Origin of the sequence: Pseudomonas sp. 313, assembly GCF_000316965.1 — a bacterium.
Taxonomy (GTDB): domain Bacteria; phylum Pseudomonadota; class Gammaproteobacteria; order Pseudomonadales; family Pseudomonadaceae; genus Chryseomonas; species Chryseomonas benzopyrenica.
Genome location: NZ_ANBZ01000046.1, coordinates 22,914 through 39,169, shown reverse-complemented (window position 1 = coordinate 39,169; position 16,256 = coordinate 22,914). Strand labels below are relative to the sequence as shown.

Annotated in this window: 17 protein-coding genes; 2 read left to right on the top strand and 15 right to left on the bottom strand. The window is 63.6% G+C overall.

Translation table 11 applies throughout. The annotated features are described in order from the left end of the window. Positions 1-8 precede the first annotated feature (8 nt). The 10 genes from C722_RS0110355 to C722_RS0110310 form a co-directional block, all read right to left on the bottom strand. On the bottom strand, positions 9-368 hold the full coding sequence (locus C722_RS0110355; RefSeq protein ID WP_017640430.1) for a TIGR03745 family integrating conjugative element membrane protein: 360 nt from the start codon (positions 366-368) through the stop codon (positions 9-11). A gap of 16 nt (positions 369-384) precedes the next feature. Beyond that, complete coding sequence (locus C722_RS0110350) at positions 385-618, bottom strand: TIGR03758 family integrating conjugative element protein (RefSeq protein WP_003050225.1); 234 nt, start codon at positions 616-618, stop codon at positions 385-387. Next, positions 615-995, bottom strand: coding sequence for an RAQPRD family integrative conjugative element protein (locus C722_RS0110345; protein ID WP_017640429.1), 381 nt, complete (start codon positions 993-995; stop codon positions 615-617). Before C722_RS0110345 ends, C722_RS0110350 begins: the two co-directional genes overlap by 4 nt. Positions 996-1,093: 98 nt before the next feature. Continuing rightward, positions 1,094-1,843 (bottom strand): TIGR03747 family integrating conjugative element membrane protein, encoded by a 750-nt coding sequence (locus tag C722_RS0110340; protein ID WP_017640428.1) that lies wholly within the window; start codon positions 1,841-1,843, stop codon positions 1,094-1,096. Then, positions 1,840-4,026, bottom strand: a complete 2,187-nt coding sequence (traD, locus tag C722_RS0110335; protein ID WP_026083769.1) for a type IV conjugative transfer system coupling protein TraD — start codon at positions 4,024-4,026, stop codon at positions 1,840-1,842. The genes C722_RS0110340 and traD overlap by 4 nt, the downstream gene beginning before the upstream one ends. Positions 4,027-4,030: 4 nt before the next feature. Further along, a complete protein-coding gene (locus C722_RS0110330) occupies positions 4,031-4,579 on the bottom strand; it encodes an integrating conjugative element protein (RefSeq protein ID WP_017640426.1) in 549 nt (182 codons plus the stop codon). After that, complete coding sequence (locus C722_RS0110325) at positions 4,576-5,166, bottom strand: transglycosylase SLT domain-containing protein (protein ID WP_017640425.1); 591 nt, start codon at positions 5,164-5,166, stop codon at positions 4,576-4,578. Before C722_RS0110325 ends, C722_RS0110330 begins: the two co-directional genes overlap by 4 nt. Continuing rightward, positions 5,148-5,873, bottom strand: a complete 726-nt coding sequence (locus tag C722_RS0110320; protein ID WP_017640424.1) for a TIGR03759 family integrating conjugative element protein — start codon at positions 5,871-5,873, stop codon at positions 5,148-5,150. The genes C722_RS0110325 and C722_RS0110320 overlap by 19 nt, the downstream gene beginning before the upstream one ends. 14 nt (positions 5,874-5,887) lie before the next feature. Beyond that, positions 5,888-6,529: a hypothetical protein gene (locus C722_RS0110315; RefSeq protein ID WP_017640423.1), complete on the bottom strand. Its 642-nt coding sequence runs from the start codon at positions 6,527-6,529 to the stop codon at positions 5,888-5,890. Then, positions 6,526-7,125 (bottom strand): PilL N-terminal domain-containing protein, encoded by a 600-nt coding sequence (locus C722_RS0110310; RefSeq protein WP_017640422.1) that lies wholly within the window; start codon positions 7,123-7,125, stop codon positions 6,526-6,528. The genes C722_RS0110315 and C722_RS0110310 overlap by 4 nt, the downstream gene beginning before the upstream one ends. 222 nt (positions 7,126-7,347) lie before the next feature. Between C722_RS0110310 and C722_RS0110305 the strand changes: the two genes are divergently transcribed. Together C722_RS0110305 and C722_RS24820 are read left to right on the top strand one after the other, a co-directional pair. Beyond that, positions 7,348-9,132, top strand: a complete 1,785-nt coding sequence (locus C722_RS0110305) for an ATP-dependent endonuclease (RefSeq protein ID WP_017640421.1) — start codon at positions 7,348-7,350, stop codon at positions 9,130-9,132. Further along, positions 9,119-10,933 (top strand): ATP-dependent helicase, encoded by a 1,815-nt coding sequence (locus tag C722_RS24820; protein ID WP_026083768.1) that lies wholly within the window; start codon positions 9,119-9,121, stop codon positions 10,931-10,933. Before C722_RS0110305 ends, C722_RS24820 begins: the two co-directional genes overlap by 14 nt. Positions 10,934-10,999: 66 nt before the next feature. Here C722_RS24820 and C722_RS0110295 read toward each other — a convergent pair whose 3' ends face one another. The 5 genes from C722_RS0110295 to C722_RS0110275 all read right to left on the bottom strand — a co-directional run bounded on the left by C722_RS0110295 (position 11,000) and on the right by C722_RS0110275 (position 16,249). After that, positions 11,000-11,779: a competence protein CoiA gene (locus C722_RS0110295; protein WP_017640418.1), complete on the bottom strand. Its 780-nt coding sequence runs from the start codon at positions 11,777-11,779 to the stop codon at positions 11,000-11,002. Positions 11,780-11,917: 138 nt separating this feature from the next. Then, positions 11,918-14,197 (bottom strand): helicase-related protein, encoded by a 2,280-nt coding sequence (locus C722_RS0110290; RefSeq protein ID WP_017640417.1) that lies wholly within the window; start codon positions 14,195-14,197, stop codon positions 11,918-11,920. A gap of 98 nt (positions 14,198-14,295) precedes the next feature. Further along, complete coding sequence (locus C722_RS0110285) at positions 14,296-14,607, bottom strand: hypothetical protein (protein WP_017640416.1); 312 nt, start codon at positions 14,605-14,607, stop codon at positions 14,296-14,298. A gap of 107 nt (positions 14,608-14,714) precedes the next feature. Further along, on the bottom strand, positions 14,715-15,035 hold the full coding sequence (locus C722_RS0110280; protein ID WP_017640415.1) for a hypothetical protein: 321 nt from the start codon (positions 15,033-15,035) through the stop codon (positions 14,715-14,717). Positions 15,036-15,139: 104 nt separating this feature from the next. Then, positions 15,140-16,249: a DUF6094 domain-containing protein gene (locus tag C722_RS0110275; RefSeq protein ID WP_017640414.1), complete on the bottom strand. Its 1,110-nt coding sequence runs from the start codon at positions 16,247-16,249 to the stop codon at positions 15,140-15,142. Positions 16,250-16,256: the final 7 nt, after the last annotated feature.

Genomic DNA, 16,256 nt, shown 5'->3' with positions numbered 1-16,256 from the left:
GCCTCGCCTTACAGGATGCCGGTGGCTTCGGTGAGCAGCCAGATGCCGATCACGAGCAGCACGGCGCCGATGGCGACCGTGAGGCCGAACTGGCCCCACGTCTTGCGGCCGGTGTGGATCTCCGCGTAGGTGCCGTAGGCGTGGTAGCAGACGCCGATAAACATCGACGCCACGACCAGCAGGGCCACGAGCATGATGATGTCGTAGCCGTAGTTGCGGATCGTTTCCATGATGCCGTTGCCGGTGCCGCGGGTCGGGTTCTCCAGTTGCGGCAGCCCCTGCGCGAACGACAGCGCGGGCAGCGCGGCGGCGCCCAGGGCCACGGCGGCACGCTGGGAAAAACGGGACGTGAGGATGCGGTTTTGCATGGTCAGGCCTTTCAGGTCAGGAGAGGAGGAAGAAACTCAGGACGAGGTACATCGCGACAAAGCGGATGCAGACGCCGAGGAACTGGCGCTGGTTGAGGCGGCTCTCTGACCACCCCACGTAGGCCGTTCGGATGGCCCAGACGCCCCAGACGAGCAGGACCGCGAACACGACGCCGACCAGGACGGTCGCCATCGCCGAAGGCGCGATGCCGCTGTTGGCTTGAAATGCCGAGACCTGGGCGCCGTTCATGGCTTGGCCTCCGCGGTCGTCGGCGATGGAGCGACGGTCCGCTCGGTGCGGTAGTCGCCAGCCAGTTCAGCGGGGTCGCGCGGCTGGGCACGCGACGGTGTGAGGTGGGCCTGGATGCCGGCGCGCACGCGCGCCAAGTCAGCCAGCAGCCGCGGGTAATCGAAGTGGTAGCGCTCGCCCGGCTGGATGGGGGCATGCGCGGCGCTGTTGGTGACGGTGCGCTCCAGCGCGTCGAGTTGACGCAGCGCGGCGACCAGCTCCTGGCGCTGCGCGGGGGGCTCGGCCAATGTCATCGGGGACTGGCCCAGCAGGAGGGCCGTCACGAAAAAAGTGGGCACGCCGCGATGCGCGGCGCGCTGCCAGATCGGAGCCAACATCGCGCCATTCCTGTGTGATCAGCAATGGGTTGATCGTGGGCAACGAGGGGCTTTTAGGCCGCAAACAATAGGAACCTGCGGATGACCGGATTGATGGTCTAGAGGTACTTCTTGAAGCTGCCTGCGGTCAGGCTCACGGCCAGTCCCAGCAAGGCGGCGCTCGGCAGCAGGATCAGGAGTGGATGCACCGAGATCGGCAAGGCCAGGTACGTGACCCACGGCAACACGGCCAGCGGCATCAGGCTCGCCTTCGCCCGGTGGTAGATGAAACCGGATTCCCGGCCCGCGCCGAACCGGCGCACGTCCCGCCGTACCAGGCCGTCGATCAGACCGACGAATGCCGCGGTGAAGATCAGCGGCAGCGTGAGCACCAGGACCAGCAGGCGCACCAGGAAAGTGAGCGTCGTGAAGGCCGCAGCGATCAGGTAGCTCTCGGTCCAGACATAGACCTGGCTGATGTAGTACCGGAAGTTGCGGGTCTGCCCATGGCTGGGCGCGCGGGCGCGCTCGGCGGTCTGGCTCATGCGCTCCAGCAGCCCCGAGCGCACGAACACCCATTCGTAGCCGGTATCCACCAGCTCGTGCGCCGTTCGGCCCGGCTCCTGCACGACGACGCTGCGCGTGAAATGGTTGGACAAATGCCCCAGCTCGTACTGCAACATCTGCTGGGAGTGGCGCCAGCCTTGGTCCTTCCAGAACAGGTGCATGCCGACGCACTCGACCACGATCGAGAACAGCAGCGAGCCGATCAGCACCCCGAGCAGCCGGAACGGCAAGGTGATGGTGCCGACGATCAGGCCCTGGCGCTGGTTCTGCTCCCGCTGCGCGGTCGAGGCGGCGTCCTTCATGACGAGGCCTCGTTGCCGGCGCTGTCGTCGGTGGCTGCCGGGCCAGCTTCGGTCGGCGTAGCCTCATCCAGCAGGTCCTTGGGCAAAGCCCCGTCCTGCGGGGCCGGAGAACTGGTGAACTCCCACCACTGCGTGGCTTCGCTGTAGCTCTGGCGCATGTACCCGGCCAGTTGCTGCAAGTCCGCCGGCATCACCTCGTCCGGGTCCGGCGCCGGCAGCGGCATGCGCACTTTCCAAAGCTGACCACCCTGCAACAACGCGAAGCACTGGCCCTTGGGCAAGCCGACGACGTGCGACGGCTCGATCATCGGCACGCTGGACATGCTGATGCGGTCCTGGGTGTTCGACGTGAAATCCGTCGCCCCGCGAATGTCCGAGCTGTCGGTCGCGCCGCTGACGATGGTGGTCGTATAGACCTCGACCTTCGGTAGTTGCCGGGTCAGCAGTTCAGCGGTCGCGGTCTCGCGCACGCGCAGCATGAACAGGTTGTTGAAGTTGCCGATCACCTGACCGGCCTTGGCGCGGTTGCCAATGCGGGCCTCGATGTCCGAGAGGGTCTGCGTGTACGCGGTGACCTGGAGGCCTGCGCCACCGCCCTTGTTGATCAATGGGATGAACTCATCGCCCATCAATTCGTTGAACTCGTCGGCGTGGACATTGATCGGCACGCGCGCACCGGCTGAAGCGCCCGGCAAGCCATCGTCAATCCCGTGCTTGTAGATGTGGCCTGCGACCGAAACCAGGTCGGAGAACATGGAATTGCCGACCGCTGCGGCGACCTCGGCGTCGGACAGCGCGTCCAGGCCCACGTAGACGACGGCGCGCTTTCGGATGACCTGCATCCAATCGAAGATCGGGCGCGGGTCGGCCAGGTCGGAATAATTCGGGGCCAGAAGCTGGGAAATCTTCCCGCTGGTGAGCTTCTCCAGCAGCGGCAGCAGGCTGGCGACGATCTTGTCGAAGTACGTCTTGTCGTAGCGGACGGCAGAGCGCAGGCCGTCCAGCACCGGGTCGTAGTTGCGGGCCTGGGAGAGGTACTGCTCCAGCGCCACCACGCGCTTCTCGCGCCCGATCATGTTGCGCGGGATGTTCTTCTCATTGAGCTTGGCCTCGATCTGAACGATCACCTCCCAGGCCTTGGGCTCGGTCTTGGCGAAGTAGTGCTGGGCGTACTCGATGAACAGCGCGTCGATGTTGATGACGTGCCGCTGGATCAGCATGTAGTCCGGGCGCTGCCCCAGTTCCACCAGGGCGCGGGCGATGATGTTGACGAAGCGCCACGCGAACTCCCTGAAGGCTGCGCTGTTGCCTTCGCCGGAGAGCTGGCCCGCGATGCGGGTGGCGACTTCCGAGATGCGACCGAAGCGGCCTACGGCGTTGTAGCGCGCGGAAATGTCCGGCCAGCCCAAATGGAAGACATAGAACTCGCCTTCGCGGCCCGCGCGCTTGGCCTCGACATACATCCGCTTCAGGAGATCGGCATCTCCTTTGGGGTCGATGAAGATCACGACCTCGTGCTCGCCCGCAGAGTTCGTGCGCCGGATGTCCTGCGTGACGAACAACTCGGCCAACCGGGTCTTGCCCACGCGCGTGGTGCCCAGTACCAGCGAGTGCCCGACGCGCTCGCCCAGCGGCAGGCTGACGTCCACCTCCTCCGGTTCGATTCCGTGCAGGCGCGGCAGGCCGCCCACTGGCGGCAGCGGCCGCACCGGGTTGCAAGGTACGTCCCAGCCGGTGAGTTTCGACAGCCGGGACAGCGGGAACGGCGCGAACTCCAGCCGTTCCTCCAGCCTGCGCGCCAGCCGATAGGCCGGCGTCGGCTCGACGTAGCGCCGAAACTCCGGCCGGTACGTCTGCATGAGCCTATGGGTGTGTTTCTGCTCCCACAGGAACCCGCGCCCCACGAACAGACGCTGCTGGCTGACCGGCACGTCCTTGCTGGTCATCACGTACCGAGGCAACCTGCGGATGTTGCGCCGGTAGCGCAGGATGACGCGGGCATCGCGGTAGCGGATCGCGCCATAGGCCCCGAACGCCAGCGCGCTGCCGACGCCCATGGCGGGGCTCAGCGCGAGCGACCACGAGGCCACCAGGGACAGAAACGCGGCGCCTGCACACGCCGCGACGGTATATAGCTCCACCGCTGGGCGAAGCAGAACCTCGACCGGCTGTTTCCCCGACATGGCTTCATTGCTCGATGCCGGTGGCCGTGATCAGCGCCGGGTAGTGCCGCAGGCCCAGGCGCTCGGCCAGGTCGTCGCCGGACACGGGCGCGAGGGGCACGCCATGCACCAGGGCGCGCAGCCGCGCCAGGCCTTGCACGGTCTCGACGTTGACCACCAGACCGACCGCGCCGCGCTCGCGCAATGAGGCTGCATGGCGGCGCAACCAGGCCTGGGAAGTCTCGTCGTCGCCCACGACCACGAAGGGACGCAGGCCCGGCGCCTCGATCACCCGCCGCGCGACGGTGCCGGACGTGAGCTTGGCGCTGCGCACCGGCAGCATCGCGGCCTCGTCCGCCGGTGTGGCAGGGATCTGAGGCGTCAGGATGGGCGACCGGGCCGGCGCGTTGGCGCGCGGCTGAAGGTTCAGGGCTTCGTAGTACGGCAGCGCCGACGTGCCGCCACGGTCTTCGACCACGATCAGCGGCTCGCCGGCACGCGAGGCCAGCGGCAGACCCGCCAACAGCACGAGCAGGCCTTTCGCCGCGAGATGAGCCAGATGGGATTTCGTCATGGTGAGGTCTCCTGGCGCGCGGCGAGGACCGCCGGGGTTGAGCGCGTGCCTTGCACGCGCGCGAGGTGGCGCGACACGCTGCGTCGATAGCGGGCGGCGGGCTCGCCTCCCGCGGGGCGGTGGTAACGGCCGATCGCCACCAACCAATCCTCCCCGGGGCTGTGCTGCTCTTTCAGGATCTCGGCGGCGATGGCGAGGTTGCGGTACGGGTCAAGCAGGTCGCACGCGGTGCTGTAGCGCTGCTGGTGGTAGCCGAGGTTGATCTGGCCCAGGCCCGCGTCGATGCGCGTGTGCGGCGTGGAGCGCATCGCCTGGTGCAAACCGGCACAGGCGTCGGATCGGGTCGCGTAGCGGCGCGACTGGCCGGCGACGTTGAGGGACCACGGCCACGGGACGATGCGCCCGTTGCGCCGGATGCCGCTCTCTTGCAGGGCTACGGCATAGAGCACCGTCGAGGGAATGCCCGCGCGCTGGGCGGCAAGCTGATAGGCCGGTGGTGGAACTTCCTGGGCCTGGGCAACGAAGGCGCAAAGGCCAGCAACGAGTACCAGTGCGCGCAACGGCGCCGTCAGGGTTGGCGTTGCCATTGGCCATTCACCTCGCGCACGACCGCAGGCAAATCGCCGGGCAGGCCCAGCGACAGCCAGCGGCCGCCGTCATGGTTGAGAGTGATGCTGCCGCTGCGCACCCGTGCGGGGTCGATCTGTGCGCGCTTGGCCCAGTCGCGGATGCGCGCGTCGTCCTGGCGGCTGCCGACCATGTACAGGTCGAACTCGGCCCCCGAGGATTGCAGGCGCTGCACGAGCTGTCCGCAGGCTGCGCAGCCGTCCTTGACGAATACCGCCGTGCGGCCGCTGCCGCGCGTGGCTCCGGCGACCGGCTTGTCGTCCGGCAAGTTCACCCGCTGCATGCCGGGGTTCAGGCGCTGCCAGGCCTCGTCGTAGGCCCTCTGGTAGGCGAGCAGCTTCTCGACGCGGCGCGCCTCAACCTGCACCTGCAGCTCTGCGTAGCGGCGCCTTTCCTCGTCGGTGCGGGCTTCGATGCCCAGGGCCGACAACGGGTCCAGATTGGGCGAGTAGATGCCCAGCGGCCCGTCCATCAGTTCGCGGTAGCGCGCCCACTCCTGCGGTTGCAGGCCCCAGTCGCTCGCCACCCGGTCGTCCAGAACGCGAGCGGCCAGCGAGCGCTCCTGGCTCTGCGCATTGCGGACGGGAGCCGCAGGCGGCTGCTGCGCCAAGGCGGGCCACTGGGCGGACGCCAGCAGGAGCGCGGAAAGGATGATCGGCGGCTTCATGCGCTGTACTCCAGTCAGGGAATCGCCATGCGACGGGTCTGGTCGCCGGTCTGGAACAGCGCGGTGTTGCCCTCGACCGCCTGCAAGCGCCACGGGCCGACCGCATCACCTGGCAGCAGCACCTGAAGTTGGTCGGGCGTGAAGTCGCCACTGCTGGGCGCGACAGACACGCTGCGCTCGCCGGCGCGCAGTTCGGCACCGACGACCCGGAACGGCAGCGGCGGAGGTTCGGGCTTGGCGGATGACTTGCTCGGTGCGCGCGGCTGGGCGGGTACTGCGGCGCGTGCGGTGGTCTGGCGCGCCTTGACCTGCTCGACTTCGGCGCGCAGTGCCTGAAGGTCGTCGGCAGCGGCATAGGCGCTCAGCGATTTCTCGACCTGGGCCGCGCGTGCTTCCAGGATTTGGCGGGTGTCTTTGAGGTCTGCCGCCGTGGCAACGGCCGGCCGCTGCTGGATGGCCTCGACGGTCTCGGCCAGGCCTGTCGCCTGCGCTTCGAGGCGTTGCAGCCGGGAATCGAGGCGATCCTGGTCGGCTTGGTCGTTCATGGCCTGGTAGCCCAGGGCCAAGAGGACACTGAGGCCAAGCAGCCAGAGCCACATCAGGCTCTGCACCACCACGGCGGCGGTTGAACGCTGGGCGGATTGCGGAGCGTTCATGGCTGGCCTCCCGAAACTGCGGGTGCCAGCGGGAACGTCTGCACCGCCTCGATGGGGGGCGGCGCGGGTGTGTTGTCGGCGGTCATGCTCTCGCCGGGCCGCTCAAAGCAAATCTGTCGTGTGAGGTCATCCGCGTGCAGTTCCCAGGCCGGGCCAGCCAGCGTGAGCAGCGCATCGCGCAAGGTCATTGGGCCGAGGTGCAGGTGCGCCGCCGGCAGCGGCAGCGCGTACAGCTCGATCACCGCATGCGCTGTCTGGCACAGGCCGTAACCGCTGCGCTTGAGCACATGCCGCAGCCCATCGCCGACGGTGGCGCGCGCATCCTCGGGGATGGACACGTCGATGGTCTGCAACAGCAGGTCGCGCTGCGCCACCGTGGGCGCCAACTCGACCAGGGTGTAGCGGCCGTAGCGCACGACGGGGATGTACTCGGGAGCCTCGGGCTCGGACGCGGGCGAGACTTCCTCGAAGGCATCGGGTGCGTGCGGCGAAGTCGTGGTCGCGCAGCCGCTAGCCAGCACCGTCCAGAGCAGACCGAGGATTCCCGCCAGCAGGCGGCGTTCGGGGTGGTGAAACCAGGGTGGAGAGGGGCACATAGCTCGGCGTCCTGAAACATCGAGCCCTCACCATCGCCTCTAACGCCCCGGGGCAGCAGCAAACAATGCGAACCACGCTGTGTCCGATTTGCCGGCAGCGGTCTAGTCGAACAAAAGCGGCCTTGAGGGGGCCGTAACGGAAAAGCTCAGTCGCGGTCGGCGGATGGAGGCCGGCTGCTTGACTGCTACTATTTGTTAAAACACCAGTGGACGGGGGCGTAAATGAGGGTTTCTCGGGTCAGGTTGATCAATTTCGCCAATTTCTCGGATGTTGATGTCGAGACGGGGGAAAGCATCGTCATCGTGGGAGAGAACAAGGTTGGCAAGAGCAATTTCATTCGCGGCCTGCAGTTGATCCTTGATCCGGGCTTGTCTGAACGCGATCGACAACTGGGGCTTGAACATTTCTGGGACGGACTTGGCGAAGACAAGGTTGGTGCGACCATTGAGGTCTCTGTGGATCTAACGGACTTCACAAACGATCCCCGGCTGATGGCTCACCTCAACGATTGCGTGATTGATCCTGGCCCACCCATGGTGGCCCGACTCACCTACCGCTTCCAGCCTAAGGCGGGCCTGGGGCGCGCCCCGGAATCGTTGAAGGACTATGAGTATGTGATCTTCGGTGGCAACGATCCCGAAATGCGTATCGGCGGCGGACTTCGCCGGATGTTGCCAATAGATGTTCAGGTAGCCCTGCGTGACGCTGAGAAGGACCTTGCGAGCTGGCGCAATTCGCCATTGAGGCCGCTCATTGAGGATCTTGCCGCGTCGTTGGATGATGACGCCCGTGAGGAGATTCAGAATCAGGTCGACCAAGCACAGCGAGAGCTGGCTGGACACGAGGAAGTGGTAGCGACAGCAGAACGGATCAGCGAACGGCTGATCGCAATCGCCGGGGGGCAACATGCTGTCCCGGTATCGCTCGGACTTGCACCTACACGAGTGGATGCATTGCTGCGTAGCCTTCGGCTGCTCATCGACAACGGTGTTCGCGGTGTCGGCGATGCCAGCCTAGGAACGGCGAATCTGATCTTCCTGGCCTTGAAGAGCCTCGAACTCGACCGTCTCGTCTCCGAGGGGGAGCGCGACCACACATTCTTCGTCGTCGAGGAGCCCGAAGCGCACCTGCATCCGCATGTCCAGCGTCTTGTCTATCGCTACTTTCTCGGCACAAGTGCGGAAGATGAGGACGAAGCCCCTCCGCTGACGACAATTCTCACTACTCACTCGCCGCAAATCGCAAGCGTTACACCGATTAGGTCCATCGTTCTCCTGCGTCATAACGCAACGGACGGGAAAACCGTCGCGGTTTCGACCGCGAACGCACCTTTCACACAGAGGGATGAAGACGACCTCCAGCGCTACATCGACGTCACTCGCGGAGAAATATTATTTTCCCGGGGAGTGATTCTGGTTGAAGGGGACGCCGAGCGCTTCATCATCCCCGCGTTCGCCGACGCCCTCGGGATTCCTTTCGACATACTTGGAATCACTGTGTGCTCGGTCGGGGGGACGAACTTCACTCCTTATGTGAAGCTTTTGGGCCCTAAAGGGCTAAATATTCCACATGTAATTTTGACAGATCGCGACCCGGTCAATGGCAAACCTCCACTAGCCCACAGGCGGTTAATTAATCTCTTAAACGAGGTCGATGACGAATATGGTTACGATGACCTGGATATAGATGATGTGCTCAAATACGCCGCAGAGTTTGGATACTTCGTCAACGAGAGCACGCTGGAATCCGACCTATTTGCCGCCGGAATGACCGAGGCGATGAAGTCGGTAATCGAGCAGGAGTTGCCGCTGAGGCAAGTCACCCGGGACGCACTGCAAGAGTGGGTGGATGATCCGGATCAGGTCGATGAAGACCGGCTGCTGAAGTTGATTGAACGGATTGGCAAGGGGAGATTTGCACAGGCACTTGCGCCGTCGGTGTCTGAGGACGTTTGCCCGGCCTACATTCGCTCTGCGCTGGAGCATATCCGCGATGCCGTCGCGTAACGTCGGTACAGCCTACCTGGCGCAGGCTGCCGAGTTGGCTGGAAATCCAGGGCAGTTGGCAGCTTACAACTCTCAAGGACATTGTGTGGTACTCGCTGGTCCCGGGAGCGGTAAGACCAAGACACTCGTCCTAAAGCTCGCCCGCATTCTGGCCGAAGACGTCGAGGCCCCACGTGGCGTTGCGTGCATCACTTATAGCCAGGAGTGCGCTCGCGAACTCGCTCGCCGAATTGAAAGCTTGGGACTTCAGCAGGCACCTAATCTTTTCATTGGTACGGTCCATGGGTTCTGTCTGCGTCATCTCTTGATGCCGTATGGACGCCTGGCCGGCCTGCCCATATCTTTCCCACTCTCGGTGGCCACTCAACGAGTCAGTGATCGGTTGTTGAAGCAAACTGGAGATGCGCTTTTCGGCCAGAACCATCCGTACAAAGTTATTGACCTCGGGCGGCATCGCCGTTCCGTGCTCAATCGAAATAGCGTCGCTTGGCGTAGCGAGGAGGAACTCGCTGCCTGGGCCGAGGCCTACGAGGCCGCTCTGCGCGACGATGGGCTGATTGACTACGATGACATGGTTGTCTTCGGCCAACGTTTGATCGCCGAGCACGACTGGGTACTACCTCTGGTTCAGGCAAAATTCCCCGTGCTCGCGGTGGATGAGTACCAGGATTTAGGCGTGGCACTGCATCGCATCGTCAAACGCCTTGCCTTCGACGGGGGTGTCCGACTTTTCGCTGTCGGGGATGCGGATCAGTCGATATATGGATTTACGGGAGCTGATGGCGCGTTGCTCATGGAATTGGCGGCTCGCAGAGACATTGAGCCTGTCCAGCTTCAGTTAAATTACCGTTCTGGTGCAGGGATCGTGACTGCGTCAGAGATGGCGCTTGGAGAAGCCCGAGGCTATCAAGCGAGCGATCCTGCGCGACAAACGACCATCGAATTTGTCCTGCGCCCGGGTGGTATGGCGGACCAGGCTGCGCACGCCGTCGCGCAGATCATTCCGGCGGCCTTAGCCTCCAAGCCGGGACGAACACTGGGCGATATCGCGATCCTATACAAAGACTATCGCGCAGGCGATATCGTGGCTGAAGCTGTGGCAACCGGTGGTCTCGATTACATCCGTGTGGATACCGCAGCACCTTACCGCAAGGTTGCCCTAACAAGTTGGGTAGAAGATTGTGCGGCGTGGTGCGCGGGTGGCTGGCGTGTTGGACGCCCACAATTGCGCGGACTACTCGACCGCTATCGCGCATTTCATCGGGCGAGCTTGGACGATTCACAGGCCAAGCGCGAAGAGCAAGAGCTAACCGCCTTGCTATGGGAGCTGCGTGCTGACCAGCAACCTGCGCGAGAATTTGTTGCTTCGCTGCGCAACGGTGTAGTGGATCATCTGCTGGCGGCTGAATTGGCGCTCGCTGATCAGAAGGAGCAACTGGATCGCATGACGGCAGCGCTCGCTGAAGGAGGTGCACTGGCTTCGCTAGACATCACGAGTTTGGGCGGCCGGGACGGTTCGCCCGATCACCTGAATCTGCTGACACTGCATTCCGCAAAGGGCTGTGAGTACGACGTCGTCATCATGGTTGGACTCGACCTCGGAAATCTGCCGTGGCGCAATGAAACTCCAGAGAAGTTGCGCGAAAGTCGCCGGCTCTTCTATGTGGGACTCACACGTGCTCGCGACGAGGTCCACATGCTGTATTCGGGCTTCGTTGATGGCCGCTATGGCCCTATGCGCTTTGGGCGCTCGCCATTCCTTGATGAGCTGGAGGCGCGAATGCGTGCCGCTGGCATTTGAGTGTGAACCCGAGAATCTGGAGTGTCGGTGCTGCGTCGGCGCATGTCGAGCAACACCACAGTCGAGCTACATCTTTGCAGCCAAGCGATTGGCTGCGAAACGCTCGCGCGAGAGTCTGGCGGCGTTATTCATCGAGTCTAGGTTATCGATACACCATAGACCGTTGATGCAAAGAAAGCGCTCACTAAGCACTGCTTCAAGTATGTTTGGAAGGGTTGCGTTGAAGAATCCGGCACCCTTGACCGTTGGGGCCGGATCTAGCTCAAGCATCGCGACCGGCAGGTCAGAAAGGCACGGGCCGAAGTGGCCAGCCGAAGGGAACTTGCCCCCAAACTCGGTGCGCAGACGCTCCTTTCCCATGCTCTTGGTGAGAGTGCTATATCGCTCCTGCCGCAGCAACCAAAGAGACTTGATGCCCGCCTCGCGGTACCGCTCTTGGCGTTTACGGTAGTCACGGAGCGACTGATACGATCTTTGGATCTCGACAGCCAACCTAACCCCATTGCGCTCACCCCAGACATCAGCCTGCCAGCGACCTGCATCACCCGAACCCGGCATTTCAACCGAGGCACGGAATCCAAGATCTTCAAGCACGCTGCGCACAAGTATCTTGGCCGCCAGGTGCCATTGGCTTTCTTCGGAAGTACTGCACGCACCTCCTAGATGCGCGAAGAAGGGGTACCCATTAGCACTAACCTTGGGAATCGCTGGAGCGTTGCAGCAAGGCATCAGCAGATCACCGATGCAGTACGCCCGTTGCAACTCTTCCCACTGCGCCTGAGACATATGCAGTGCGTTGGCTGCACCAGTACCATCTGCATATGCTGCTTCGATCACCATAGCCATAGTGCCTCCTTGAGTCTCGGTATTGTCTAATCAGTTTAGCCTTCCCCGCGCTGGGACCGGGGCGGTGATCGAATCCTCCGAACAGCAATTTCCTAGAAAAATGCCGGCACCCCCGAAAGGATGCCGGCAGACAGCAGATCACGCAGTTACCAATTGCCGGGCCAATGCGACCTCCACGGAATCACCATCCTGGTTCAGGACATCGAGCCCCGATTCGGGTACATCGCCCGAAGTGGACTGCGAGACCATGATCTTCTTGGCCATCAGCTCCAGGCAGGTCATCTGCGAGGAGCCGGCGTAGCCCAGGTAGATCACGCGCACGGACAGCTTCTGCCCGATACGCCAGGAGCGGCGTGCCGCCTGCTGGAGCGAGTACACGTTGTAGCCCGACTGCATGAACACGATCGTCGGAAACTCCAACAGGTCCAATCCCGTCTTGACAAGCTCGGGATTGGTGATGAGCACGTCGATGCCACGGTCCAACTGCTCGGCGATCCAGTCCTCGCGGCGGCTGGCATCCACGCTTGCGCGCAGTACCGCCACTTTGAAGCCTTCCTGCTCCAGCAATACCTTCAACCGGCTAGTCGTGTCGCGCGTGCCGGTATAGACCGTGTAGGCCAGAACCTTGCGGCCCTGTGCTTTCTCTTCCCTGCAGATGTCGATCAGCTCACGCTCCTTGGGGCTGATCTCGAACTCGTTGAACTGAGCCGGGACGAACGCCAAGGTATTGCGTGTACGCGGATGCACCACGGTCTCCGACCGGAAGCAGCAGTCCGGCCAGGCCAGCAGCACGTTGAGGACCACACCCAGCAAGGTCGTATCGCGTCGCGCCAGAGCCTGTTTCAGCTCCGCGGTCAGCCGACCCGCCAAATCGCGGTAGGCCGCGGCTTGCGCCGTGTCCATCGCGACTTCACGGAACTCCTCGTCATACGGTGGCAGAACGTTGCCGCCGATGTCTCTGAGCTTGAGGAAGATCGTGAACGGCAGGATGCAGCGCAGCACGCCCTTGGGGCCGAAGCCCGGAGCTTTGACCGTTCTGACACTGACTTTCGTGCCTTTCGCGGTCTTGTGCGCCGTGCCGGTGCTCTCGGAATAGATGTCCTTGAGGACTCCGTGATCGCGCATGAACGCCATCGCGGCCGAGGTCATGCTGCCGCTCGTGGTCGGGCGGTAGCCGTCTTCGATCATCCGCCCGGGAAGGGCTCGGAACAACAGGTAGAACAGATCGTCGCCGTAGCCGCCCATCAACGTGCCGGTCAGCAGCAAGGTCTTGCGAGCCTTCGCTGCCAGCACGCCCATGGCCTGGCCCTGGGCGCTGCCGCCGTTCTTGTACTCGTGCGCCTCGTCGGCGATGAGCAGGTCGAACGTGCCTTGCGGCAGGTAGCGCTTGATGAACTCGGACGGCTGATAGCCGCCCTCGCCAAAGCCGAACTCCATGTTGGCCATCGCACGTTCCATGCGTGTGGCCTGGCGGTCGGAAAACACCAGCTCGCCGTTGCCGTCCATGAGGTTGATGAACTCATGTACGTTGTCTCCCAACATGGAGGCGAGGAAACCATCACCGAAGCGTTTCATGAGCTTCTGCGCGGTGACTTCGCCGATCGTCGGGATGCGCTTCAAGGCTTTGAGAACGGCCGAAGACTGATCGCTGCCGGGCAGACTTCTCGGGCGGATCAACGTCCACAGGGGTGCGGCGCAATGGCTGCACTTCCTGCGGTACTCCTCGGCTTCGAGCGCGACCGGGTTGACCGGCTCGCCGTCGAGGTCGGTGATGACCGTGCCGCAGTCAGGGCACGCTGCCACGTCGCCATGGCGGTTGCGCCGCGTGGTGAAGACGGGCTTCCAGTGGAATCCCATCCGCATCCTGACGCGCCCCAGGACAAAGAACTCCTGGCCCGTGGGCTGCACACCTAGCTGCTCGCGCAGCTTGATGAGCTTGACCAGCGTATCCGGCCCGTTGAGCACCCACACCTTGGCGCCTGCCACCGTTTCCTGGATCTCGCGCCGCCACTTGTAAACAAGGTGTGGGGGCGAAAGAACCAGGGTGCGGCGGTAGCCTTCGGCGTTGAGCACGGCGGCCGTGGCGATGCCGACGGTCGTTTTGCCGCAGCCCATTTCGCCATTGACGATCGCGGCGCGTTCGCCATGATCAATCAGCAGCTCGGCAGCGGCATGGACGACTTCGGTCTGGGCCTCAAACAGCTTGCGCTTGAGGCTGGCGACGACGAGTTGCCGGTGCGCCTGTGGCTGACCGGTATAAACCGGCGGGTTGGCACGGTTGAGGGAGTCGAGCAGTTCGTCGCCGAACTCACCGACGAAATCCTGAAGGCTCTGGGTCAGAGGGGAAGATTCCGCATCGAGCAGTTCGCCCTGTACGGGCGTTGCTTCTTTGGCAGTGGTATCGAGATCGAGGGACATGGTGATGCTCCAAGGAAAATGGGGCATCACCACCCCAGCGGGCAATGGGATGCCCCGAGGTGGGAAGAAAGATGCGACGCGAGGCCGCTGGATGAGGATCAGTACTCGCTCGGAAGCAGCAACGTTGTGACGCTGCGATCCCATTCGGTGATGATCCAGAGCTTCAGGTCAGGCGCGACCTGGTAGGACGAAAACAGGCGATCCTCGCCGGACTGCAATGCCACGTCGTTCTGGCGCCGGTCGTTGTCGAAAAGGTCGCCCCAGTCGCCGCTGAGGTGGCGGCGCAAGTACTCGGTCGGATTGAGCCGGCCTTGCCGGATAAGCGCATCGACGCCGGCCGTCGCGACCAGATGTCCGGTCGGGAATAGAGGCCGAGGAACGACGCTGGCGAAAACAACTTCTTGTGCCATGGGTTTTTCCTAAAGAAATGGAAAGGCCACGGCCCCACGGGGCGCGTGACCCCGGTTGGGTGGATGAATGCAGGAACAGGCGCTGGCGGCCTGCCTGAAGGAAACGGCTACGCGGCCGGAGGACAGTCCTCGGACGGCAGCACGATGTGGGTGGCGCTGCGATTCGCTTCGGTGACGACGCGGATGGTCAGCTCGCGGGTGACGATGAAGAGCGAGTCGAGGCAATCGCCGGACAGCAAGGCGGCATTGTTCTGTTGCCACTTGTCGTCGGTGACGTCGCCCCAGTCGCCCCTGACATGGCGCTGGAAGTACGGTATCGGGTCGAGCCGGCCTTCACGCATCAGGCGGTCGATGCTTTCGCTGAAGATCAGTGCGCCGATCGGGAACAACAGATTGCGGCGGTTGCGGTCAGGAACGTCGTGGGCCATGGGTTCTACTCCTTTGCAGGTTAGTCGGGCCACGGGCCCACCGGGGCAGCGTGACCCCGTTGGGTGGATGAGAACGACGGCGAACCGTCATCGATAAACAGCGATCAGCGGATGGTTAACACCTCGCCCCGCGTTGCGGAGCCAGGCGTCATGTCCCACGCGCGGATGACAGGCACGAACTTGTCGGTGAGGATGCGGGTCTCGGCGATGGAGCCGTCTTCGCGTTCGGTGAATTCCCGCTGGAGCGTCTTGTCCTTGTGGGTGTCACCTTTGACGATGAGCACGCGCCCGGTCTTGGAGCGCACAACCCCCGAGATCGCGCCCGCGGCCAGAGCCAGGGCGAGATGCCAGTGGGACAAGGCACGCGCGGGCGGACGCAGCGACTGCTGCGCGGCTCCCAGGTGCGTATCCAGCGACGGCCAGAGGCCTTGGAGCCGACCAACCTCATCGGCGAACTGCTCCGGCTCCATCGTCACGCGGAAGAAATGCTCCGGCTCGGCCGGACTGGCGGGGATGATGTACGGCAGGAACGGCCATTCGCTCGGCAGTTCCTCGGCTTCGACTTCGCCAAGCCCAACCTGCAGCAGCAGATTGCGCACGGCCTTGACGCCATCGGGTGCCTGCTCGCGCTGACGCACCCTGCGACCGAAGATCACCACCTGCTTGAACTGCGTTTCCACCGCTCGGTAGATCCGCAGGTCGGTGTAGTGGCGCGTCAGCCAGCCGACCAGCTCCGCGTCGAGCACGTAGCCGGGGACGATGAAGACCAGCACGCCGCCGTACTGCAACAGCGACAGGCTGCGCTGATAGAACAGTTTTTCGAGGCGGGCACGGCCCTGTCCCTGATAACCGATATTGCCGTTGACGTCCTTGGACAGGTCGCCATACGGTGGGTTGAGCCAGAGCAGCCCGAACGACTGCTTGGAGATCATCGCGTCCATGAGGTCCGCATGCAGGCAATGATCGACCAGGCCGCGGGCATGGCGTGCCCGCTCGGCGTCGAACTCGACCGCGAACGCCTTTACCTGCTCGCGCCCGAGGGCATGAGCAGCTTCGGCGATCGCCACGCCTTCGCCTGCGCAGGGATCGAGGATGCACATCGACCCGTCGCTGGGCATCATTGCGTTGAGGGCTCTTTCGAGCGTGGGTTCATCCGTGGGGAAGTATCCGTTTTTCACGAAATTGCGGGCGAGCCGCGGGAACATGAGGGCCATGGAAGTC